Here is a 21865-nt window from a genome sequence, read left to right as displayed (position 1 = left end):
TTTCTCATCACAGCAATTTCAGTCACGCGCCAGTGTTCCCTTTTCGCGGACCCACCCGGGGTTTATCCCCCGGATCCATGCGACGGAGGAGACAGCGGAACCTCCGGCGACGGGGCCTCCGTCACCGGGTCAGAGGAACTGCTGCCGAAGTCAAAGGTAAACAGCTTGCGCAGGAAGCCCGGTGCCAGCGCGCTGAGGGGATTAACGCTGATGTCGGGGTCCGACACCGCCCCCCGTACGGTATATCCGGCGGCAAACAGGCCACCGTCTTTTTCAAACCCGGTCAACAGATCCCCCAGCAGCGGAATCCGCCCGACCAGACTGTTGACCATGAAGAACGGCACCATCGTCCCGGTTCCGTCAATGCGGTTGGTACGGAAATCCATGCTGCCACTGCCGGTCAGACCGAGGGAGGACCCAAAGGTACGGAATTGCCGGAACTGAACATGCTCGCGGTCGCTGTCATAGACAAACGGCGCTTCAAGGCGGTCAAAGGAAATCCCGTCCCCGGTCAGGGCATCCAGAATGCCGGTCAGGGCCGCCACCGACAGCAGCTTAGCCAGAATCGGGGCATCAACCAGCCGGTATCCGTCAATGCTCAGGGTCCCTTCGGCGACGCCCCGGGCATTGACATACCCTTCTGCCCATAGCTTGCCGCCGCGCAGGGTCCCCAGCACATCAAGGGCCCGCAGCAGCGCACCGGCATCCTCGGTACGGGCTGTAAAGCGGCGGCGGGCCTTGCCCTCCGGGTCCGGCCCCAGAATGAAGGAAACCGGGCCGCCCTCCGCGACGGTGGCATCAATACGGGCTGTCTGCCAGCGCCCGCCGGAACGGTTGGCCGATGCCTGCAGGGCGGTGACCAGACCGATTTTTCCGGTCCTGACATCTTCTGATGTTTTCACAGTGTCAAAAAAGCCGCGCAGCACCAGCGGGGGCAGACCGTCATCAATGGAGCCATCGGCAGCCACCTCCGGCAGGGGAGCCGGTGTCTTCGGGGCGGCACCTTCAACTGTCCGGGTGCCGAGGAACGGCGTGGCATCCAGAAACGGCCCGCGGGCATCAACCTCAAAACCGTTCCGGTCCTTCATCCGGGTCAGGGTCCCACTCAGGACCGTATCGCCGATTTTTCCGGAAGACACTGTCACCGACTGCAAATCCTGCCCCGCCGTCAGGGCCACGGCCCCCTCCAGCTCCAGCCCGTCCGCACTGACATGGAACTTCGGCACATCGGTGATCTGATCACCCTTCAGCAGAACCTGCGCCGTGGCCTGTGCCGGTTTCCCCGGTGGCTTTTCATACTCAAAGCCGGGAATCCACAGCCGGGAATCCGCCAGATCGGCCTGCACATCCAGCACCGAGGTCCGGTTGCGGTTGACCGTATAGACCAATGCCGCCGTTGCCGGGCCCCCGATATAAGTCGGCGTGAACGGCGGGAACGTCAGGCCAAACATCCCCCGTTTATCTTCCGCCACCTGCGCGGTCGCAGTGTAGCGGCTGGCAAACGGCTTTCCGGAGAAGTTCTCCCGCCAGGTGAAGTCCATCGGCACCCCGCCGATCCGGGCCTTCCCCTTGGCATCCAGGGCGGTGGTATCGACGCCCAGCGCGATATCCCCTTCGGTCAGATCCTGCCCGAACACCGCCCCTTTCAGAATCCCGTTGCGCACCTTGGCATCAGCCCGGACCTTCAGATCCTCCAGAGCCAGATTCTGCAACAACGGAAACTGCAGCGACAGGGTCGTCGCCGTTTCGCCCCGGGCCTTGGTGGGGTCGAGCCCCAGCTTGCGGGGGTAACCCAGCGGCGGACTGTCCAGCAGCTTCAGCGCATCCAACAACGGCCCCTCGACCGCCAGCTGGATATCAGCAAAGTTGTCGTATTTATCCAGATCGGTGAACCGGATCGCCCCATCGGTGATTTTCAGGGCCCCGACCTGCCCCTGCAAGGCCAGCAGCTCCACCCGGTCCATACCGAAGTTCAGATCGGCACGGGCATCGGTGGCCAGCGGCATCGGCGACAGATAGGATACGGTCACCGCCTCGGCATGGGCCTTTCCCTCAAGCCCGGTGACCGTCACATCCGCCAGATCCGGGCCACCGAGAGACACCGTCCAGCTGCCGCCGGTTACCCGCCCATCCTTCAGATTGGCGACCACCCATTCCCGCGGGTTGGGGGCCACCGGAATCGGCCAGTACCGCTTCAGGGTTTCCACCGTCATCGGCCCGACGGAAACCGTGGCGGTGCCCGCCATTGCCCCGCCTTCGGCCGGGGCCAGACTGGCGGTACCGGTCACCGTTGCCGAATCAAGGACAACCGACAGGTCATCCAGCGCCACTTTGGAACGGTCAAGGTCGTAACTGCCCCGCAGCCGCAGGGACAACAACGGGTAATCCGTGTTGACCGGGGCGGGGGCCCGCAGCATTCCGGCCCCGCCGGTCAGATCAACCTCAACCCGGTGCACGACCGGCGTGGTCTGCTCCAGCGTTGCGGCCAGCCGCACCCGCCCGGACAGCGGAAAATCCACCGTCGACAGGGGGCGCAGATCACGGTGCAACGGGGCCAGCGCCGCCGGGCGCAGACCATCGACATCGACATTCAGCGACAGGGTACGGCTGGCATTGCGGAACTGACCGGCCAGCAAAACCGTTGTCGGCCGGGCATCCAGATCCAGCCGGGCCTCTGCCGTCACCGCCAGCCCGGTTGCCTCACGCTCCACATCCAGCGACAGGGCCGGGATATCCCAGACCACCCCATTCAGACGGTCGATCACCTCGACATCCGCATCCGTCAGGGCCACGCTCTGCAGGCGGCCTGCAACGGTATCGCCGGTGTTCAGCGCCTCAAACAGAAGATCAAGCGGCTGGGACGATCCGGGGACCGGATCATCGGCTGAGGGAAACGGGGCAACGGGCTGAGGGGTGGCCGGTTGGGGCGCTGCCGCCTCTGTCCCTGCCGGAGCGACCGGGGCAGGCGAAGTCTGAAGCCCAAGCCGGAGCGTGCCATCTGTCTCGCGGATCAGCCGCAGGTGCGGTTCAAAAATATCAATGGCCCGCGGTCGGATCCGCCCGGCCAGCAGGGGGGCAGGCTCCAGCGACAGGCCCAGCTTAGAGAACCGGGCCAGAACCCCGCCGCTGCCATCCACCACCGAAGCATCCCGCACCCGCAGATCCAGCACCCGCTCAGCATTTTCCCAGGCGATTTCCGTTGAGCCGATCCGCAGGCGGACCCCGGCCTGCGGGGCCGACAGGGCTTCTTCCAGATAAGGGGTAAGCCAGTTGAGCTGTACCGGCCCCTGCCCCAGCCGCCAGACGACGAAGCCAGAAGTCAGCAGGGCGCCCAGCGCCACCGCCCCCAGACCACGGAACAGCAGTTTAACCCCACCATGCACCAATGCAGAAATGCTCCTGTCGTCGGGATCAGTCCCCGGCCTCTCTTGACCAGCCGCCGGGCATGCCGCAGTCTGCGGCAAATGTCCAGTGCTGCAAAGGCCGAACGGGGGGAAATATAATGCCGGAATTGGCTTTTTTTGTGTCATCACCGCATTTTCCCCGCCCTTATGATGCCGAAAAGGCTGCCACCGGGCTGGAGCGCTGGCTGGATGACGCCAGCCGCCGCAGCGAGGATGACCCCGGCCTCGCCGCCTTCATGCAGCACTGCGCCACCCCGGAGACCCCGGCCCGGGCCCTGCTGGACTGCTGCTTCGGCAACAGCCCGTTCCTGACGGCCAGCCTGCTGCGTGAACCCGCGTTTGTACGGACCCTGCTGGAACAGGGCCCCGATGCCACCCGGACCGCCCTGTTTGACGGGATACAGACCACCCTGTCCGGCGAACGGAAGATCGACGTTCTGATGCGGGGGCTGCGGGTCGGCAAACGCCGGATTGCTCTGCTGACCGCACTCGCGGACATCGCGGGTCTGTGGACGCTGGAAGCCGTCACAGAAACACTGTCGGACTATGCAGAAACCGCCCTGAGCCTTGCCGCCGGTCATCTGCTGCGCGAAGGCCATCTGGGGGGGCATCTGCGTCTGCCCAACCCTGACCGGCCGGAACAGGACAGCGGCTTTGTCGTGCTAGGCATGGGAAAGCTGGGCGCGCGGGAGCTGAATTATTCCTCTGACATCGACATTATCGTTCTCTATGACCACGACCGGATTGACTACACCGGCAGCAAAAGCCCGCAGGAATTCTTTGTCCGCCTGACCAAGTCACTGGTGCGGATCATGGATGAGCGGACCGGTGACGGATACGTCTTCCGCACAGATCTGCGGCTGCGGCCTGACCCCGGATCAACGGCGGTGGCCATTTCCACCGATGCGGCGGAAACCTACTACGAAAGCTTCGGCCAGAACTGGGAACGGGCGGCGATGATCAAGGTCCGCACCGTTGCCGGGGACCGGGAGCGCGGGGCCGCTTTCGTGCGCCACCTGCGGCCTTTCGTCTGGCGGCGGTCGCTGGATTTCTACGCCATTCAGGATATTCACTCGATCAAACGCCAGATCAACGCCCATAAGGGCGGGGCAACCGTGGCGGTGGCCGGGCATAACATCAAGGTCGGACGGGGCGGCATCCGCGAAATCGAGTTTTTCGCCCAGACCCAGCAGCTGATCTGGGGGGGACGGGTGCCGGATGTACGCCCGGCCCGCACCCTGGAGGCCATCGGGGCGCTGGTGGCGCTGGGGCAGGTTGATGAGCCGGTGCGCGACGATCTCGACCGCTGCTACCGCTTTCTGCGCGGTCTCGAACACCGGCTGCAGATGATTGATGACGCCCAGACCCAGACCCTGCCGGAAGACGATGCCCGCCTGACCCATGTGGCGGTGTTCTACGGTTTTGCCGACCTGCCCGCCTTTTCCGGGGCCCTGCGCGGCATTCTGGAAACGGTGGAGCGCCATTACGCTGCCCTGTTCGAGGAAGCGCCCAGTCTGGCCCCGGACAACGGCAATCTGGTGTTCACCGGGCACGAGGATGACCCCGGAACCCTGTCCACCCTGTCCGGCATGGGGTTCGGCAATCCGCAGAGCGTTGCCGCCACCATCCGAGGCTGGCACCACGGGCGGTACCGCGCCACCCGCTCCACCCGTTCGAAAGAACTGCTGACGGAACTGACGCCGACCCTGCTGAAAGCACTGGGGCAGACCGCTCAGCCGGACTCCGCTTTCTTCCGCTTTGACGAATTTCTGGCGGGGTTGCCTGCCGGGGTACAGATCTTCTCGCTGTTTCATGCCAACCCGCCGCTGTTGGGTCTGGTGGCGGAAATCATGGGAGATGCCCCCCGTCTGGCCTCCATTCTCGCCAAACGGCCAAGCATGCTCGACTCGGTTCTGGCCCTCGATTTCTTCGATGCCATTCCCGATGCCAACCAGCTGGGGACCGAACTGGACCGGCAGCTGGAACACTGCCAGAGCTATGAGGAAATTCTCGACGTCAGCCGCCTGTGGTCCAACGGACGGCGCTTTCAGGTCGGGGTGCAGACCCTGCGCCGCCTGATTGATGCCAGGGAGGCCGGATACGCCCTGACCAACATCGCCGATGCGGTCCTCAGCCGCCTGCTGGCCGCCACCGAAACAGAATTCACCCGTCTGCACGGCGTGGTGCCCGGTGGTGGGCTGGCGGTGGTGGCATTGGGCAAGATGGGCGGGCGGGAAATGACCGCCACCTCTGACCTCGATCTGATCACGGTCTACGACACAGCCGAAGGGGCGGAAACCTCTGACGGACCGAAACCACTGAGCCGGAACGATTACTTCATTCGCCTGACCCAGCGGTTCGTGAACGCCATCACCGCCCTGACCGCCGAAGGGCGGCTGTATGAAGTGGACATGCGGCTGCGCCCGTCCGGATCAAAAGGGCCGCTGGCGGTCAGCCTGCCTGCGTTCGTCAAATACAACGCCGAAGATGCCTGGACCTGGGAAAAGCTGGCGCAGACCCGGGCCCGCGTGGTCTGCGGCCCGCCGGATCTGTGCCGGAAAGTGGAGGCCGCCCTTCAGGCCTCGCTGACCGCCCCGCAGGATGCTGACAAAGTGCTGGTGGATGTTGCAGACATGCGTGCCCTGATGGCGCGGGAACGCAAAGCCGCCAATCTGTTTGATGTTAAACTGCACCGGGGGGGTCTGGTCGATGTCGAATTCATCGTGCAGTATCTGTTGCTGCGTCATGCTGCGGCCCTGCCGCAGCTGCTGACCCCGACGGTGGGCGAGGCCCTGCCCCACCTGCGGGATGCGGATCTGCTGACTGCGGATCAGACGGCAACCCTTCTGGAAGCACAGGGACTGTGGCTGGCCCTGCAGGGGCTGCTGCGCTACTCCATCGACGGGACATTCCGGGAAGAAGAGGCCCCGGCCGGACTGACCCAACGGCTGGCAGCCGCGGCATCAGAGCCGGACTTTGACCGGCTGAAAGCCCGGATGACGGATCTGTATGATCGGGTCCACACCATTTTCCGTATGGTGATTGATGATCCTGCAGAGCAGGCCCGGGCCCGCCGGGCCATTGCCGCCACGTCCAGTCCTGTTGCAAAGGAATGCCCACAATGAGTGAAGCCCTGACCATCGGCCAGACCGCTCCCGATCTGACCCTGCCGGTGAGCGGCGGGGGAAGCCTGTCGCTGTCAGCCCTGCGCGGAAAAAAAGTCGTCCTGTATTTCTACCCCAAGGACATGACCAGCGGCTGCACCACCGAGGCAGAGGCTTTCCGGGATCTGCACGACCGGTTCAGCGCCGCAAACACAGTGATTCTAGGGGTTTCCAAAGACAGTATCAAAAAGCACGACCAGTTCATCGCCAAGCACAACCTGCCTTTCCAGCTTCTGTCGGATGAGGAAACCGGTGCCCTGTGCGATGCCTTTGGCGTCTGGGTCGAAAAAAGCATGTATGGCCGCACCTACTTCGGGATTGAGCGCGCCACCTTCCTGCTGAATGCTGACGGCGTGATCACGCATCAGTGGCGTAAGGTCAAGGTCGCAGGCCATGCCGCTGCGGTGCTGAAGGCCGCCGAAGAAAACTGAAGTCGAGAACAGGCCCCTGAAAACGGAAAACGGCGGCTTCCCTGTCGAAGCCGCCGTTTTACATCTGTACCCTGTATCCAGCAGAAGCGAATTAACGCTTCAGCGGCAGGCCTTCGGCATCTTTGAAGTTGCCGATGATGATCATGATGAAGTCGATAAACGACCAGATCCCAAAACCACCCAAGGTCAGCAGCTGCAGAACACCGGTGCCGACCTTACCGACATAGAAGCGGTGGAAGCCAAACACACCGAGGAAGAAGCACAGCAGCAGGGTCGGCAGCCATTCCTTCTTCGACACCTTGCCAGCGGCAGCGGAGTTCGGAGCGCCGCACTTCGGGCAGGCAGCCGCCGAGGACGCCATCTTTTCCCCGCAGGTGGCGCAAAAAATCAGAGATGCAACAGCTTCAGTCATTCCTGTATCCGATCAAACAGGTGATAATCCCCCGTCTGGTATAGTGTCTCGGGTCCAGAACGGTCAAGAAAATGTATGGATTACGACCTATAACAAAAAACAATCATCTGACCCTGAAACAAAAAAGCAGAACGCCCTGAAAGGAAAAGTGGACCAGATATTTTCCACTGAGAAAGTCTAATTTCGGTTACAATAACTACACATTCCGTCGGATGCCGCCGGAATATCCGAGAAAAACAGTCAATGATTCGTTTAGATACAGAGACTTGACCGCCGTCAAGGTCCCGCTTGAGGAAACCGCGCATCCTGCATCCGACGGTTTTCCCGATAACAGCAGGGCACTTCACCATGTCGGCCTCTTCCGCCCCCCCTTCTGATCCGGCCGGATCCGGCCGGGCTCCCAGTTCAAAACGGATCGAAAGCCTGAAATTTTTTGTCCTCGCCTTTGTCCTGCTGCCGGTTCTCTCGGTGGCGGTGGTCGGGGCCTATGGGTTTTCCGTCTGGTTTTTACAGATGATTTACGGCCCCCCGGGCCTATGACAGAGGGGGAAAGATCATGGTTGATCTTAGCCGCCGCGCTCTGTTCACCCGCCCCTCTGCCCTGTTGAAGACAGCTTCGGCCCCTTCAGCCCCCTCTGTACAGGCCAGCCCGGCCAGCGGGCCGGTTGCCGTGATCAACGCAACCTGTCTGACCGAAAACGGGGCCTATTGCCGCACCTGCGGTGATGCCTGTGCCGATGGGGCCATCCGCTTTCACCTGTTGCCCCGGGGCAGATCGCGGGCAGACGTGGACCCTGACCGCTGCACCGGCTGCGGTGACTGCCTGCCCCCTTGCCCGGTCGGTGCCATCGGTCTGACCTTCCCCCCCGGAGAGGCCACGGAGCCCCAGAGACCATGACGGAAGAACTGCATATCTCCAGCATCGTTGTGCATTGCCGCCCGGAGCATGCCGATGCCCTGAGCCGCCAGATTCTGGCCCTGAACTGTGAAATAGCCCCGACAGAAGACAGCCATGGCCGCCTGATCGTGCTGGTGGAACGGTCCACCGTCCGGCAGGTGGCTGATGTACTCGACACCCTGCAGGCGCTGCCCGGCGTCCTGAGCGCCCTGCTGGTCTACCACCATGCTGAGCCTGCAACCGCCCTTGAGGACCTGATGCCATGACCATCACCAGACGCGATTACCTGAAAGCACAGGCTGCCGTGGCCGCCGCCGCCGCTGTCGGGGCAACCCTGCAGCAGGCCCATGCCACCCAGCTGCCGACCGGGGCCGATGCATCGGTCAAATGGTCCAAAGCCGCGTGCCGGTTCTGCGGGACCGGCTGCGGCGTCATGGTCGGGGTGAAGGACGGGCGGGTCGTTGCCTCTCACGGGGACCAGAAGGCCGAGGTCAACCGGGGCCTGAACTGTGTGAAAGGCTACTTCCTGTCCAAGATCATGTACGGGCAGGACCGGCTGACCACCCCGATGCTGCGGATGAAGAACGGCCAGTATGCCAAGGATGGCGACTTCACCCCGATCACCTGGGATCAGGCCTTCGACATCATGGCCGAAAAGTGGAAGGCCACCCTGAAAGCCAAGGGACCGGAAGCGATCGGGATGTTCGGGTCCGGCCAGTGGACGATCCATGAGGGCTATGCCGCCTCCAAGCTGATGAAGGCGGGCTTCCGGTCTAACAACATTGACCCGAATGCCCGGCACTGTATGGCCTCGGCCGTCGCCGGTTTCATGCGCACCTTCGGCATCGACGAGCCGATGGGCTGCTATGACGACATCGAGAATGCCGACGCCTTTGTGCTGTGGGGCAGCAACATGGCGGAAATGCATCCGGTGCTGTGGACCCGGGTGACGGACCGCCGCCTGAGCCATGAAGGCACCAAAGTCGCGGTCCTGTCCACCTTCGAGCACCGCTCGTTCGAGCTGGCGGACATCCCGATGGTGTTCACCCCGCAGACCGATCTGGCGATCCTGAACTACATCGCCAATCACATCATCCAGACCGGTCGGGTGAATAAGGACTTCGTTACCAGACACACCACCTTCGTCAAAGGCAACGACGATATCGGTTACGGCCTGCGCCCTGACCATCCGCTGGAAAAAGCGGCGAAAAACGCCGCGACCGCCAACGATTCCGCCCCGATCTCGTTCGAGGATTACGCCGCCTTCGTTGCCCCCTACACGCTGGAAAAAGTGGCCGCCCTGTCCGGGGTGCCCGCCAACCGGCTGAAGGCACTGGCCGAGCTGTACGCCGACCCCAAGGTCAAAGTGATGAGCTTCTGGACCATGGGCTTCAACCAGCATACCCGTGGGGTGTGGGCGAACAATCTGGTCTACAACATCCATCTGCTGACCGGCAAAATTTCCGAACCCGGCAACAGCCCGTTCTCTCTGACCGGCCAGCCCAGTGCCTGCGGCACCGCGCGTGAGGTCGGCACGTTCTCGCACCGCCTGCCCGCCGATATGGTGGTCACCAACCCGGACCACCGGGCCCACACGGAAGAGCTGTGGAAACTGCCGCCCGGCACCATCCCCGCCAAGCCCGGTTATCACGCCGTGCAGCAGGACCGGATGCTGAAAGACGGCAAGATCAACTGCTACTGGGTGCAGGTCACCAACAACATGCAGGCCGCGCCCAATACCGGGAATGAAACCTGGCCGGGCTACCGCAACCCCGACAACTTTATTGTCGTTTCCGACGCCTATCCCACCGTCACCACCATGGCCGCCGATCTGGTGCTGCCGGCGGCGATGTGGGTGGAAAAGGAAGGCGGTTATGGCAATGCCGAGCGCCGGACACAGGTCTGGCATCAGCTGGTGAATGCCCCCGGCGAGGCCCGGTCCGACCTGTGGCAGCTGGTGGAGTTCTCCAAGCGGTTTAAGGTAGAGGACGTCTGGCCGGAAGACCTTCTGGCCAAGGCCCCGCAATACCGGGGGAAAACCCTGTTTGACGTGCTGTACCGCAACGGACAGGTCGACCGCTTCCCGGTCAGTGACTGCGATCCGGCCTACGAAAACCGCGAATCCAAAGCATTCGGTTTCTATCTGCAGAAGGGACTGTTCGAGGAATACGCCAGCTTCGGGCGCGGCCACGGGCACGATCTGGCCCCCTACGACACCTACCACACCGAACGCGGCCTGCGCTGGCCGGTGGTGAATGGCAAGGAAACCCGCTGGCGCTTCCGCGAAGGCAGCGACCCGTACGTGCCTGCCGGAGAAGGCATCCGCTTTTATGGTCATAAGGACGGCAAGGCCCGCATCTTCGCCCTGCCCTATGAGCCTGCGGCAGAAAGCCCGGACAAAGACTATCCGTTCTGGCTGTCGACCGGGCGTGTGCTGGAACACTGGCACTCCGGGTCGATGACCCGCCGCGTGCCGGAGCTGTACAAAGCGGTGCCGCAGGCCCTGTGTTACATGCACCCCGATGATGCCAAGGACATGAATGTCCGGCGCGGTCAGGAAGTGGTGGTGGAATCCCGCCGTGGACAGGTCAGGGCGCGGGTGGAAACCCGGGGACGGAACAAGCCGCCGAAGGGGCTGGTGTTCGTACCGTGGTTTGACGCCGACGTGCTGATCAACCGCGTCACTCTCGATGCCACCGACCCGATCTCTAAACAGACCGATTTTAAGAAATGCGCCGTGCGGATCACGCCGGTTCAGGGGACGTAATCATGAAACAGATCCTGCGCACCACGATCGTCCGGGCTGCCCTGCTGTCGGCGGCGCTGCTGGTGACCACTCTGACCGCCCTGACCGCCATCCCGCAATCGCAGGCCGGAAGCACGGCTCCGGTGGCAGAAACCGCCAGCGGGCGTGATGTCGCCGCCAGCGGACGCCCGGCCTTCACCGGGGCTGAGGGCCTGACGGTGCAGGAAGCACCGCCGATCCCCAAAGACGTCACCGATGACCGCCGCCGCCAGCGGAACTATCCGGAGCAGCCGCCGGTGATCCCGCATTCCGTCGCCGGGTATCAGCTGGACCTGAACGCCAACAAGTGCCTGACCTGCCACAGCCGGGAGTTCACCGGGGACAGTCAGGCCCCGATGGTCTCCGTCACCCACTTTCAGGACCGGGATGGACAGGTTCTCGGGGCGGTCTCGCCGCGCCGTTATTTCTGCATGCAGTGCCATGTGCCGCAGACCGAAGCCCAGCCCCGGGTGCAGAACACCTTTAAGGATATGGACAGCGTGATCCGTCAGGGGTCAGGCACCAGTGGCGGGGGGAATAACTGATGGGACTGTTCCGCTGCGCCATCGGTCTGGCAAAGGCGGCCTGGGCAGCCTTCAACCGCCCCGCCGCCCATCTGGGGATCGGGTTTCTGACCATCGGTGGCTTTATTGCCGGGGTGATCTGGTGGGGGGGCTTCAACACCGTACTGGAAGCCACCAACAAGGAAGCCTTCTGCATCGGCTGTCACGAAATGCGTGACAACCCCTATGCCGATCTTCAGAAAACCATCCATTATTCCAACCGCTCCGGTGTCCGCGCCACCTGCCCGGACTGTCATGTCCCCCATAACTGGACGGACAAGATCGCCCGTAAAATGCAGGCGTCAAAAGAAGTCTGGGGCAAGATCTTCGGGACCGTCGACACACCGGAGAAGTTTGAGGCAAAACGGAAAGAACTGGCTGGCCACGAATGGGCCCGCCTGAAAGCGAACAACTCGCTGGAATGCCGGAACTGCCACAGCGCCGAGTCGATGGATATCACCCGGCAGGGTGCCCGCGGGGCTGCCGCCCATCAGGAATTCCTGTTTACCGGCAAAGCCACCTGCATTGACTGCCACAAGGGGATTGCCCACAAGCTGCCGGACATGACCGGCGTGCCGATCTGGACGACGCCCGCCGCTGCTCACTGAGACCCCATCCGGGGGCTGACACGCTGACTCCGTACTCTCCCTCCCGCAAGGTCTGCCGGCTTTACGGGAGGGGTCTTTTTGACAGGACCAGAGACCATGCCGCTGACCACCCCGGATGACTGCGCCTGCTGCGGCCCACAGGATGAGAACCGGACCATTGAAGCCCTGCTGGCCCGGTTGCTGCCCGATCAGCCCGTGGTGCAGGACGTCACTCTCTGTCCGGTCCGGCAGGCCCGGGGCCGGGTTCTGGCGCAGGATCTGAGCGTTGCCGAACCGATCCCCGCCTTCCGCCGGTCGGCCATGGACGGCTATGCGCTGCGGGCGCAGGACCTGAGCGGCCCAGCCCCGCTGACCCTGCCGCTGCGGGGGCGGGTCGCTGCCGGGGACAGCGGTCAGGGTCTGCCGGAACGGGCCGGAGCCGTACGGATCTTCACCGGGGCGGCCCTGCCGCCGGACTGTGACCGGGTGATCATGCAGGAAGACTGCACCACTGACGGAGACAGCGTAACCCTGCACCGCCTGCCCAACGCCGGGGCCAACATCCGGCTGCCCGGTGACGATCTGGCCGCCGGAGCCATAGCCCTGACCGCCGGAACCCAGCTGGGGGCCCGGCACCTTGCCTGCGCTGCCACGCTGGGGCTGGCCAATGTGCCGGTCCGCCGCCGCCTGCAGGTTGCGGTACTGTCCACCGGCAGCGAACTGACCGAACCGGGGCAGCCCCTGCGCCCCGGTGCCATCTACAACTCCAACCGCTTTTTGCTGGCCACCCGCCTTGAAGAAGCCGGATTCGACGTGCTTGACCTGCCGACCGTCCGCGATGACCCGGCAACGGTCGCCGCCGCCCTGCGCAGGGCGGCAGACAGCTGCGACGCGGTCGTCAGCTCCGGTGGGGTCTCGGTCGGGGATGAAGATCATGTCAAAGGGGCGGTCCTGACCCTTGGCGGTCGGATTGATCACTGGCGGCTGGCGATCAAACCGGGAAAACCGGTGGCCGTCGGGGCACTGCCCGGCCCGGATGGACAGGAGTGTCTGTTTCTGGGGCTGCCGGGAAACCCCAATGCGGTCTTCGTTACCCTGATGCTGATTGGCCTGCCTCTGCTGCGGGCCCGGGCCGGGATACCCTATCGCCCGCCAGTCCGCTTCCCGGTGCGGATTGCTGAGGAGATCCGCCGGAAAGCCGGGCGAGAGGAGTATATCTCCGTGACCCTGCGACCGGGGGCAGATGGTCTGCCCGTGGCCGAACGGACAGGGCACGGCAGCTCGGCCCAGCAATCGGCGCTGGTGGCAGCCGATGCGCTGCTGGTGATCCCCGCCGACTGTGACCATGCGGCGGCAGGAACCCTCTTTCCCGCCCTGCCCCTGCCCTGATCCACATCAGGCCCGGGACCGGACATCTTTCGGTGAGACCCCGAAGTGACGCTTGAAGGCCGTTGCGAAGTTTGCCGGAGATCCGTAGCCCGCATTCAGGGCCGCTTCCGTCACGCTGAGATCCCCGCCCTCCAATGCCCGCCGAGCCTGTTCCAGCCGCCGCACCCGGGCGAAATCCAGCACGGAGGTCCCATAGGCGGCATGAAACAGCCGCTGCAAGGCGCTGACGCTCATTCCTGCCGCCCGGGCCACCTGATCGACTGACAGGCGGGCATCCTGATGGGCATCAATACAGTCACAGGCCCGACGCAGCCGCTGACGGTCACGGGAGCTGACCGTAACCGGTCTGTCCTCTTCCTCCAGCCACGCCCGCAGCACATCGCTGACAAATTCCAATGCCAAAACTTCGCGGTGCAGGCTGTCGAGGTAAGGCATACCCGGCGTGGGATCAATCATCCGCGCCGCCAGATCCAGCTGACGGGCCGTCGGCACCCAGGTCCGCAACGCCCGGTGATCGCCGCACAGCGCGGCCAGAGACCGCACCGCAGGCCAGTCCTCGGCTTCCAGCCAGCCCTGCGGGATGTTCACATTGACCTTGCGCACCCGCTGCCCGCGCAGACCCCGCCGCTCGAACAGATCCTGCTCGCCGGTATAAAGGGCAAAGGCATGCGGATTCCCGCCCGCTCCGCTGAGGGTGATGGGCCGTGACCCCAGAGAAATCCGCGCCGATCCGGCCAGAAAAACCCCAAGCGTCAGCCCGGGCTCGGCCCGGGCCTGCGTGACCATATCAAACATATCTACAGTATCAGTGGCATGCAGACGCAGGCCAGACCGCAGTTCCAGCGATGAATAACGCCCGCGCAGGGCCACATCATCCGGCTGGATCACCGGAGCCACCACCCGGAAGCCGTCTTTCCGGTTCTGGGCGCAGATATCAAGAAAGCGAATCGACCGCGCATCGGGCGCTGTTATCTGGGCGTGCATCCCTTCCCCTTCCGTCACCATCGCCCCTGCTTTTGGCAGCAGCGCAAACAAAAACGGGCGCAGCGCAAAAGCGCAAAGTTTTTGGTGTCTTTATACAGAGGGCCAATCAGTCCCCCGCACCGCTTGATTTTGAGAGTGCGTCTCATTATTAGCATACCCGCATCAGCGGGTCCAGACCGGATGCCCCGAACAAAAGGACCTCACCATGCCCTTCTCTGCCCCGCAGACCCGACCCGCCGGTAAAGCCGCGCTGCTGGCTTCCTCAATGCTGGTGACGACTCTGCTGCTGCCGAACCTCGCACAGGCACAGCAGGCACAGCTGACGCCGATGACCATTCAGGATGATGCCCCGAAAGCGGTGGAAACCACCTCCGCCATCACTGCGGAGGAAATCGACCGCGAACAGCCGAAAGATCTGCGCCAGCTGTTCCGCGATGATCCGGCAGTGACCACCAGCGGCGGATCAGCGGCGGCGCAGCGGTTTTTTGTCCATGGCGTGGAACAGAGCAAACTGAATGTCAGCATCGACGGTGCCACCCAGCGTAGCAATATCTGGCACCACAACGGGGCCATGACGCTTGACCCGATGTTCCTGAAGTCGGTTGATGTTTCCGCCGGGGTCTCCCCCGCCGATGCCGGTCCGGGCGCCTTGGGCGGCACGGTGCAGATGAAGACCAAAGATGCGAAAGATATGCTGCTGCCGGGGCAGGACGCCGGTGGCACCGTGATCACCAGCTACAACACCAACAGTGAAAGCCTGCGCACCACCGGTGCCGGATACGCGGTGAAAGACGGCTTTGAGGTATTGGGAATCCTGACCCGCAATGCCGGGGAAAATTATGAGAACGGACGCGGTGCCGACGAAGACGGTACCAAGGATGCCCTGAAGAGCGGGCTTGCCAAGCTGGCTTACGAAAGCCGGGACGGCCATCGCATCAGCCTGTCGGGGGAATACGACGAAGACAAAGCGGTCCGCCGGATGCGCCCCAATCTGGGTCTGGTCACTGCCGGAACCGGGCGCCTGATGAACACCACCCGCGCCACCCGCACCACGGTCGGCGTCGGTTATGAAACCACCGCTCCGACCGCGACTTTCGACCCCAAGGTCAACGTCTATTACAACCGCGTCGGGCTGCAGCGCCCCAATGACACCGCACAGACCGCCGCCGCATCCGGGGTGTTTAATTCAAACATCGAAACACTGGGCCTCAAGGCACAGAACACCTTTGCCATCCCGACCGGAACACTCACGGCCGGTTTTGATGTTGAAAACACCGAAACCTATGTACGGCGCTATCTGATGGCCACCGATGCCGATGAACAGGTGCGCAATTACGGGCTGTTCGCGCAGGCCCGGATCGAACCATGGACAGACTGGAAGATTTCCACCGGCCTGCGCGCTGACTATCAGACCTATCACAGCGTCGACGAAAAGGATTTCGACAACGCTGGCCTGTCGCCCAACGTCAGCGCTGAATATGCGATTACCCCTGCCATCAGCGCTTTTGGCGGATATTCCTACGTCTTCGGCGGGATGGAACTGCCGGAAACCGGGGTTCTGCATGCCCGCAATTACACAGTGCGCGATGATGTCAAACCGACATGGGCCCATAATTTCCGCTCCGGTCTGCGCTATGGGGCTGATGGTCTGTCGCTGGAAGGGGCGGTGTTCCGCACCCTGATGACCGACACCTATTCCGATACCGGCGCCGGAGGGGTGCGGTTCACCGGCCCCAGTCTGCGCACACAGGGCTTTGATCTGTCTGCCGGGTATGACTGGTCCAACGCCAAACTGTGGAGCAAGTACACCTATACCCGGGCCCGCTACGGTGGCCGTATGGCTCTGCCCAGCGATTACTTCACCGCGGTTCCGGTCGGACAGATGGTTACGCTTGGCGGGGAATACACCGTTGAGCCGATCCGCCTGACCGTCGGGGGTTCCACCGAGCTGACACAGGGCATCCGTGACGAGGCCCTGCGCCAGAACGGCTTCCAGCCGATCAAGGGGTATGGGGTGGTCGATCTGTTCAGCGAATGGCAGCCGCTGAAGAGCTATGAACATTGGACCCTGCGTCTGGAAGCAAACAACATCTTCGACAAGACCTATCTGTCGCGCGGGACCTACCCCGCCGCCACCAACGTCACCCCGGTGTACGAGGAAGGGCGCGCCTTCCTGCTCTCAACCACTGTGAAGTTTTAACGATCCGGCGCAGGCCCCCAGACCGGAGGGCCTGCGCTGTTGCCTGAGCGGCGGGGAGCCGGCCATGCTGAAAAGACTTGCTGCAATCCTGAGTGTGATCCTGCCATGTCTGTGCGGAGGCACCAGCTTCGCGGAATCGCCCCCGGCAACGGTCACGGACCTTGCCGGGCGTACTGTTGCTGTACCGACATCCCCCAAACGGATCATTCTGGGGGAAGGCCGCCTGTTGATTGCTCTGGCAATTCTGGATCCGGCAACCCCACTGAACGGCGTGGTCGGGGCCATGGGAGAGTTCCCCCTTCTCGATCCGCCGGGATATGCCCTGTGGGCGGAACGCTTCCCGGCACTCCGGGATATTCCTGCTGTCGGCAAAGCCTCGGCCACCTCCTTCAGTGCAGAACAGGCACTGTCGTTACGACCAGATCTGGCAATCCTGACTCTGGCCGGTCACGGACCAACCCCGAAGGATGAAGAAGTCATCCGCCAGCTGGAGGCGGCAGGGGTGACCGTCGTCTTCGTCGACTTCTTTCTTGATCCTCTGGTGAACACCCCAAAGAGCATTGCCCTGCTGGGCGCCCTGCTCGGCAAACAGACAGAGGCCGATGCCTTTGTCAGCACCTATCAGACAGAACTGCGGCGGGTGACAGACCGCCTGCAGACCGGAGTACCCCGTCCGCTGGTCTTTCTGGAAAATCGGGTCGGGCTGCAGGGGGACTGCTGCGCCAGTATCGGCAGCGGTGTTCTTGCCACCATGATTGACGCCGCCGGAGGCCGAAATCTGGCGACCGGTCTGATCCCCGGTCAGTCCGGCATGGTCAGTCTGGAATATCTGCTAACCCATCAGCCAGACCTCTATATCGGCACCGCCATCGGGAATGCCGCCACAGCCGTGAAAATGCCAGAACGCATTGCGCTGGGGCATGGGGTCTCCGCCAGCGATGCCGCCGTCAGCCTGAACCGCAGCCTGAACCGGACCGGCATCAGCACCCTGACCGCTGTGCAACAGGGGCGCGCCCATGCCCTGTGGCACCACTTTGTGCATTCCCCGTTCAATGTCGTCGCGGTGCAAGTGCTGGCCAAATGGATCCACCCTGATCTGTTTGCTGATCTTGATCCAGCGGGCACCCTGACCCGGATGACCACCCGCTTTCAGCCGATGCCGCTGAACGGCACCTACTGGATCTCCCGGCCATGACCGCCTTTTCTCTTGCCGCAGGATACCGTCGCCGGATTTTGGGGCGTATTGTTTTGTTGACCGCTCTCGCCGGGGCTGTTGCCGCCGCTATGCTGCTGGATGTTGCCACCGGACCATCCGGGGTCCGGCTGACAGACCTCCTGCAAGCCGACACGGAACCGGCACTGGCGATTATTCTCTGGGATATCCGTCTGCCGCAGGCCGTGATGGCGGTTCTGGTCGGGGCTGCGCTGGCATTGGCAGGGGCAGAAATGCAGACCACCCTGAACAATGCCCTCGCCAGCCCGTTTACCCTCGGCCTGACCAATGCTGCCACGCTTGGCGCCGCCCTTGGGATCGTTTTCGATCTTTCGCTTCCGGGGATTCCATCCCTGTGGACAATTCCCCTGAACGCCTTTGCCGCCGCTGTCGCTGCCACCCTGCTGGTCAATGCGCTGGCCCGCTCTCAAGGGGCCGGGGCCGACACCATTGTCCTGTTTGGCATCGCGATGGTTTTTGTAATGAATGCCCTGTTGTGGCTGATCCAGTATGTCGCCAGCGCAGATGCCGTGCAGCAGATTGTCTTCTGGACCATGGGCAGCCTGAACCGTGCAACGTGGGAGAAAGATGCGCTGGTGGCACTGGCACTGGCGATCTGCCTGCCCTTGTCTCTGCGGCAGGCATGGGCGATGACGACCCTGCGCAGCGGTGAAGATCACGCGCGGTCTTTCGGCATTCCTGTGGCCCGGCTGCGATTGGTTGTGCTTTTGCGGGTCAGTCTACTGGCAGCGGCGGCGGTGTCCTTTGTCGGAACCATCGGCTTCATCGGACTGGTTGGCCCGCATCTGGCCCGCCTGCTGATCGGTGAGGACCACCGGTTCTATCTGCCGGGGGCTGCACTGGCCGGGGCCTTGGTGATGAGTCTGGCCTCCACCGCCAGCAAAAGCATCGTTCCGGGGCTGGTACTGCCGGTGGGAATCGTGACCGCATTGGTGGGGATTCCGCTGTTCATGACCCTGCTCCTGAGCCAACGGAGACGGGGATGACGCTGTACCTGAATGGCCTTTCTGTACGCTATGGGCAGCGCCCGGTGCTGACAGACCTTTGCCTGCCACCGGTTGCCGCTGGATCGGTTGTCGGCCTCCTTGGTGCCAATGGCGCCGGTAAATCAACGTTGCTCCGGGCGCTGGCCGGGTTGCAGTCTGCAACCGGTACAGCAACCCTCGACGGACAATCTCTGCTGACATCCACTCATCATGAGGCAGTCGGATACCTCCCCCAGTCACTTCCGCAGGGATCACCTTTGCTGGCGTATGAGGCTGTTCTGAGTACGTTGCGGGCGACCCGCCCCGACCTTTCGCGCCGCGCTGCAGAACAGAGGATCGAAACTGTCTTTGATCGCCTTGGTCTGCGCGATCTGGCCCTGCGGACAATGGCACAACTGTCAGGCGGTCAGCGGCAAATGGTCGGTCTTGCACAGGTCTTGGTCCGTCAACCGCGCCTGCTGCTGCTCGATGAGCCGACGAGCGCCCTTGATCTGCGCTGGCAACTGGCCGTGCTGCAAACCGTCCGGTCTTTGACGGTCGATCACGGCTGTCTGGCCCTGATCGCCATTCATGACATCAATCTGGCTGCCCGGTTCTGTGACCGGCTGCTGATTCTGGGGGATGGCACCGTGATTGCCGATGGCCCCCCCGCAAGCGCCCTGACTCCCGCCACCCTTTCTGACGCCTATGCCGTATCCGCGCGGGTCGAACGGTGTTCCCTCGGGACCCCAATCGTTCTGGCGGATAGCGCTCTTCCTCTTTAAAGGAGTTTATTGTGACCGAACTTATTCAGACGACCGCCGTTGTCTCCACGGCTTCCGCAGGGCGATATCTCAGCCAACTCTGTAAGCATTTCGCTCACAAGATCACCGTCGAGCATGATGAAACATCTGGCCGGGCCGAGTTTCTCTGGGGCACCTGCACCCTCTCAGCAGATAGCAACGCACTGGCCTTGCAGATTACCGCTGACACACAGGAAGGTCTGGATCGGATTAAGGCCGTGGTGGAAGATCATCTGATCCGCTTCGGCTGGCGGGAAACCTTAACGGTGACATGGACCCGCTGAGACCTCTCAGGCCGCCGGATCATTTTCGGCGGTCTTTCTCTTTCCAGACAGGCCTCGCTCCCGTTCTGGGGAGAGAAACAAAAAAGCCGCCAACTCGATGAGTTGACGGCTTGTTTTGGTTGCGGGGGCCTGTGGCCTAATATTGTGACGCTTTGTCGCACAGCATAAAGCTGCACGCAATCCCAAACAATCACTAAGCCGCGTCTGCTGTCAAGACGAACCCAATAGGGGCGCACATGACAGGCGGCACCAACCACCGCAGCAAATGGGGGCAGGCTAAAGCGTCTGTCTCCGTGCTGGCCGATGACATTAAAAAACTAAAAGACGAGGGCCTCTCGTCGCACGAAATCTATCTGCGACTTGCATCCAGTGGCAAAACTACTGGATTCTCACGGGCCAGTTTTTATCGCTGGCTGCGGGTGCAGTTTCCGCAAGAGCAGAAGCGGCAACAATCGAAGGCTGTAACCATCCATCCACTGCCCGCCGCCGCGCCTGCAGTGATCACGAAGCGCCCCGCTCTCCCCTCGCCTTATCAATCCACGATCCAGCCCGCCACACCTCTGACGGGCACACCGAACGGCTCCCCCCTTTTGCTGGGCGAAGACGACAACGGCACCGACTGACACACGACCCCTTGCGGTCGCTGTGACCGCCGGGGGCTGTCCACTCTCAATCAAAACAACGGGGTTCCCCAATGGCACAGATTCATTTCACGCTGCAGGGCAAAGGCGGCGTCGGCAAAAGCTACATCTCCGCGCTGCTGGCCCAGCACTACCTCTCTCGGGGGATCACACCCCACTGCTTCGACACCGACCCGGTCAACCAGACGTTCGGGGGCTATGCTGCTTTCAGGACCAATGTGGTTCTGCTGGGAGAACAGGCAGGAGAGATCAATCCACGCAATTTTGACGTCCTTATGAAGGCACTGCTCGTCCTCCCGGACGATGCTGTCGCTGTCGTAGACAACGGCGCTGCGACCTTCCTCCCATTGGTCTCATACATGATTGAGGCTGATATTATCGAGATTCTGGAAGACGCAGGGCACACGGTGTTCCTGCACACGGTCCTGACCGGTGGACAGGCCCTCAACGATACGGCTCAGGGTCTGGTCAATCTGGCAAAGGCTATCCCCAATGGGGCCATCGTCGTGTGGCTGAACGAGTACTTCGGCCAGATCCTGATCGAGAGCGACAAGGGATCGCTCACCTTCGAACAGAGCCCCTTCTTCGCCCGCTTTAAGGCCCGCATCGCTGCCATCATCCAGCTGCCCGCCGTGCCGCCCCAGACCACCGGCGAAGACATCAAGCGCATGACCTCGGCCCGGCTGACCTTCGCCGAAGCCAGCACGTCCGAAGCCTTCGGGATTGTTGAACGCAGCCGCCTGCGGAAAGTCTGGGGCCAGATCAACGGTCGCATCTCCGCCGCCAATTTCTGAGGGGCCGGGCGATGCACTCCTATGAGAATGATCGGGGGCCACCCCCGGATTTCTATGACGATTTCGGACCGGAAACCGGGTTTGACGACAGGGAAAACACTCCTGCCACCCCCTCCGGCCCGTCCGCCGGTCAGATTGTGCCGCGTCTGTCACTGGATGAGCTGCGTCGCAGGCTGATGAGTGACACCGGCATCCCGCTGTCTGCGGATGATCCCGTCCTGCTGATCTACGCCATTCACCGCGTGGCGCTGGACGAACAGACGGCGCTGTCAGCGGCCCTGCTGCAGGACACGCGGGAGGATATCGAAGCCGCCACCACACAGGTGA

Annotated in this window: 20 protein-coding genes; 17 read left to right on the top strand and 3 right to left on the bottom strand. The window is 62.8% G+C overall.

What is annotated here, in order from left to right:
* Positions 1-62: 62 nt before the first annotated feature.
* The gene (locus tag G365_RS0110180) at positions 63-3383 is read right to left on the bottom strand and encodes a YhdP family protein (protein ID WP_169545116.1); all 3321 of its coding nucleotides are present in this window, start codon (positions 3381-3383) and stop codon (positions 63-65) included.
* Positions 3384-3502: 119 nt separating this feature from the next.
* Between G365_RS0110180 and G365_RS0110175 the strand changes: the two genes are divergently transcribed.
* Positions 3503-6529: a bifunctional [glutamine synthetase] adenylyltransferase/[glutamine synthetase]-adenylyl-L-tyrosine phosphorylase gene (locus G365_RS0110175; protein WP_019645420.1), complete on the top strand. Its 3027-nt coding sequence runs from the start codon at positions 3503-3505 to the stop codon at positions 6527-6529.
* Positions 6526-6999, top strand: coding sequence for a thioredoxin-dependent thiol peroxidase (bcp, locus tag G365_RS0110170; protein WP_019645419.1), 474 nt, complete (start codon positions 6526-6528; stop codon positions 6997-6999). The genes G365_RS0110175 and bcp overlap by 4 nt, the downstream gene beginning before the upstream one ends.
* A 91-nt stretch (positions 7000-7090) precedes the next feature.
* Here the strand turns inward: bcp and G365_RS0110165 are convergent, their stop codons facing one another.
* Positions 7091-7411 carry a TM2 domain-containing protein gene (locus G365_RS0110165; RefSeq protein ID WP_019645418.1) on the bottom strand — a complete coding sequence of 107 codons (321 nt, stop codon included), beginning with the start codon at positions 7409-7411 and terminating at the stop codon, positions 7091-7093.
* A gap of 348 nt (positions 7412-7759) precedes the next feature.
* Between G365_RS0110165 and G365_RS0110160 the strand changes: the two genes are divergently transcribed.
* The 7 genes from G365_RS0110160 (at position 7760) to G365_RS21070 (ending at position 13633) form a co-directional block, all read left to right on the top strand.
* Positions 7760-7951: a periplasmic nitrate reductase, NapE protein gene (locus G365_RS0110160; protein ID WP_019645417.1), complete on the top strand. Its 192-nt coding sequence runs from the start codon at positions 7760-7762 to the stop codon at positions 7949-7951.
* 16 nt (positions 7952-7967) lie between these two features.
* Positions 7968-8309 carry a 4Fe-4S dicluster domain-containing protein gene (locus G365_RS22910; protein WP_019645416.1) on the top strand — a complete coding sequence of 114 codons (342 nt, stop codon included), beginning with the start codon at positions 7968-7970 and terminating at the stop codon, positions 8307-8309.
* A complete protein-coding gene (locus G365_RS0110150) occupies positions 8306-8575 on the top strand; it encodes a chaperone NapD (RefSeq protein ID WP_019645415.1) in 270 nt (89 codons plus the stop codon). Before G365_RS22910 ends, G365_RS0110150 begins: the two co-directional genes overlap by 4 nt.
* Complete coding sequence (gene napA / locus G365_RS0110145) at positions 8572-11076, top strand: nitrate reductase catalytic subunit NapA (RefSeq protein ID WP_019645414.1); 2505 nt, start codon at positions 8572-8574, stop codon at positions 11074-11076. Before G365_RS0110150 ends, napA begins: the two co-directional genes overlap by 4 nt.
* Positions 11077-11078: 2 nt before the next feature.
* Positions 11079-11639 carry a nitrate reductase cytochrome c-type subunit gene (locus G365_RS0110140; protein WP_019645413.1) on the top strand — a complete coding sequence of 187 codons (561 nt, stop codon included), beginning with the start codon at positions 11079-11081 and terminating at the stop codon, positions 11637-11639.
* Positions 11639-12265: a NapC/NirT family cytochrome c gene (locus tag G365_RS0110135; protein WP_019645412.1), complete on the top strand. Its 627-nt coding sequence runs from the start codon at positions 11639-11641 to the stop codon at positions 12263-12265. Before G365_RS0110140 ends, G365_RS0110135 begins: the two co-directional genes overlap by 1 nt.
* A gap of 96 nt (positions 12266-12361) precedes the next feature.
* Complete coding sequence (locus G365_RS21070; RefSeq protein ID WP_019645411.1) at positions 12362-13633, top strand: molybdopterin molybdotransferase MoeA; 1272 nt, start codon at positions 12362-12364, stop codon at positions 13631-13633.
* A 6-nt stretch (positions 13634-13639) separates the two neighbouring features.
* Here G365_RS21070 and G365_RS0110125 read toward each other — a convergent pair whose 3' ends face one another.
* A complete protein-coding gene (locus tag G365_RS0110125; protein WP_169545115.1) occupies positions 13640-14617 on the bottom strand; it encodes a helix-turn-helix transcriptional regulator in 978 nt (325 codons plus the stop codon).
* A 205-nt stretch (positions 14618-14822) separates the two neighbouring features.
* On the opposite strand from G365_RS0110125, the gene G365_RS0110120 reads away from it, so the two are divergent.
* The 8 genes from G365_RS0110120 to G365_RS21065 form a co-directional block, all read left to right on the top strand.
* On the top strand, positions 14823-16817 hold the full coding sequence (locus G365_RS0110120) for a TonB-dependent receptor domain-containing protein (protein WP_019645409.1): 1995 nt from the start codon (positions 14823-14825) through the stop codon (positions 16815-16817).
* Between the two features lie 64 nt (positions 16818-16881).
* Positions 16882-18012 (top strand): ABC transporter substrate-binding protein, encoded by a 1131-nt coding sequence (locus G365_RS0110115; protein WP_019645408.1) that lies wholly within the window; start codon positions 16882-16884, stop codon positions 18010-18012.
* Positions 18009-19037: a FecCD family ABC transporter permease gene (locus G365_RS0110110; RefSeq protein ID WP_019645407.1), complete on the top strand. Its 1029-nt coding sequence runs from the start codon at positions 18009-18011 to the stop codon at positions 19035-19037. The genes G365_RS0110115 and G365_RS0110110 overlap by 4 nt, the downstream gene beginning before the upstream one ends.
* On the top strand, positions 19034-19801 hold the full coding sequence (locus G365_RS0110105; protein ID WP_026345248.1) for an ABC transporter ATP-binding protein: 768 nt from the start codon (positions 19034-19036) through the stop codon (positions 19799-19801). The genes G365_RS0110110 and G365_RS0110105 overlap by 4 nt, the downstream gene beginning before the upstream one ends.
* Positions 19802-19812: 11 nt before the next feature.
* Positions 19813-20103, top strand: a complete 291-nt coding sequence (locus G365_RS0110100) for a DUF2218 domain-containing protein (protein ID WP_019645405.1) — start codon at positions 19813-19815, stop codon at positions 20101-20103.
* A gap of 236 nt (positions 20104-20339) precedes the next feature.
* Entirely contained in the window at positions 20340-20726 is a 387-nt protein-coding gene (locus G365_RS0110095) for a hypothetical protein (RefSeq protein ID WP_019645404.1), read from the top strand.
* 71 nt (positions 20727-20797) lie between these two features.
* The gene (locus G365_RS0110090; protein ID WP_019645403.1) at positions 20798-21538 is read left to right on the top strand and encodes a P-loop NTPase family protein; all 741 of its coding nucleotides are present in this window, start codon (positions 20798-20800) and stop codon (positions 21536-21538) included.
* Positions 21539-21549: 11 nt separating this feature from the next.
* Positions 21550-21865, top strand: a 316-nt coding sequence (locus G365_RS21065; RefSeq protein WP_043742083.1) for a hypothetical protein, incomplete at its 3' end; no start/stop codon positions are given.

The sequence above is a fragment of the Novispirillum itersonii subsp. itersonii ATCC 12639 genome, from assembly GCF_000381985.1.
GTDB lineage: Bacteria > Pseudomonadota > Alphaproteobacteria > Rhodospirillales > Rhodospirillaceae > Novispirillum > Novispirillum itersonii.
This window is presented reverse-complemented; position numbering and strand designations above follow the sequence as displayed.

Excerpts from the sequence above, each read along its gene's own strand:
- G365_RS0110150 (WP_019645415.1), top strand. The coding sequence starts at position 8,306 with ATGACGGAAGAACTGCATATCTCCAGCATCGTTGTGCATTGCCGCCCG.
- G365_RS0110140 (WP_019645413.1), top strand. The coding sequence starts at position 11,079 with ATGAAACAGATCCTGCGCACCACGATCGTCCGGGCTGCCCTGCTGTCG.
- G365_RS22910 (WP_019645416.1), top strand. The coding sequence starts at position 7,968 with ATGGTTGATCTTAGCCGCCGCGCTCTGTTCACCCGCCCCTCTGCCCTG.
- G365_RS0110165 (WP_019645418.1), bottom strand. The coding sequence starts at position 7,411 with ATGACTGAAGCTGTTGCATCTCTGATTTTTTGCGCCACCTGCGGGGAA.
- G365_RS21070 (WP_019645411.1), top strand. The coding sequence starts at position 12,362 with ATGCCGCTGACCACCCCGGATGACTGCGCCTGCTGCGGCCCACAGGAT.
- G365_RS0110125 (WP_169545115.1), bottom strand. The coding sequence starts at position 14,617 with ATGCACGCCCAGATAACAGCGCCCGATGCGCGGTCGATTCGCTTTCTT.
- G365_RS0110175 (WP_019645420.1), top strand. The coding sequence starts at position 3,503 with ATGCCGGAATTGGCTTTTTTTGTGTCATCACCGCATTTTCCCCGCCCT.
- G365_RS0110090 (WP_019645403.1), top strand. The coding sequence starts at position 20,798 with ATGGCACAGATTCATTTCACGCTGCAGGGCAAAGGCGGCGTCGGCAAA.
- G365_RS0110160 (WP_019645417.1), top strand. The coding sequence starts at position 7,760 with ATGTCGGCCTCTTCCGCCCCCCCTTCTGATCCGGCCGGATCCGGCCGG.
- G365_RS0110115 (WP_019645408.1), top strand. The coding sequence starts at position 16,882 with ATGCTGAAAAGACTTGCTGCAATCCTGAGTGTGATCCTGCCATGTCTG.
- G365_RS0110105 (WP_026345248.1), top strand. The coding sequence starts at position 19,034 with ATGACGCTGTACCTGAATGGCCTTTCTGTACGCTATGGGCAGCGCCCG.
- G365_RS0110110 (WP_019645407.1), top strand. The coding sequence starts at position 18,009 with ATGACCGCCTTTTCTCTTGCCGCAGGATACCGTCGCCGGATTTTGGGG.
- G365_RS0110120 (WP_019645409.1), top strand. The coding sequence starts at position 14,823 with ATGCCCTTCTCTGCCCCGCAGACCCGACCCGCCGGTAAAGCCGCGCTG.
- napA (WP_019645414.1), top strand. The coding sequence starts at position 8,572 with ATGACCATCACCAGACGCGATTACCTGAAAGCACAGGCTGCCGTGGCC.
- G365_RS0110135 (WP_019645412.1), top strand. The coding sequence starts at position 11,639 with ATGGGACTGTTCCGCTGCGCCATCGGTCTGGCAAAGGCGGCCTGGGCA.
- bcp (WP_019645419.1), top strand. The coding sequence starts at position 6,526 with ATGAGTGAAGCCCTGACCATCGGCCAGACCGCTCCCGATCTGACCCTG.
- G365_RS0110095 (WP_019645404.1), top strand. The coding sequence starts at position 20,340 with ATGACAGGCGGCACCAACCACCGCAGCAAATGGGGGCAGGCTAAAGCG.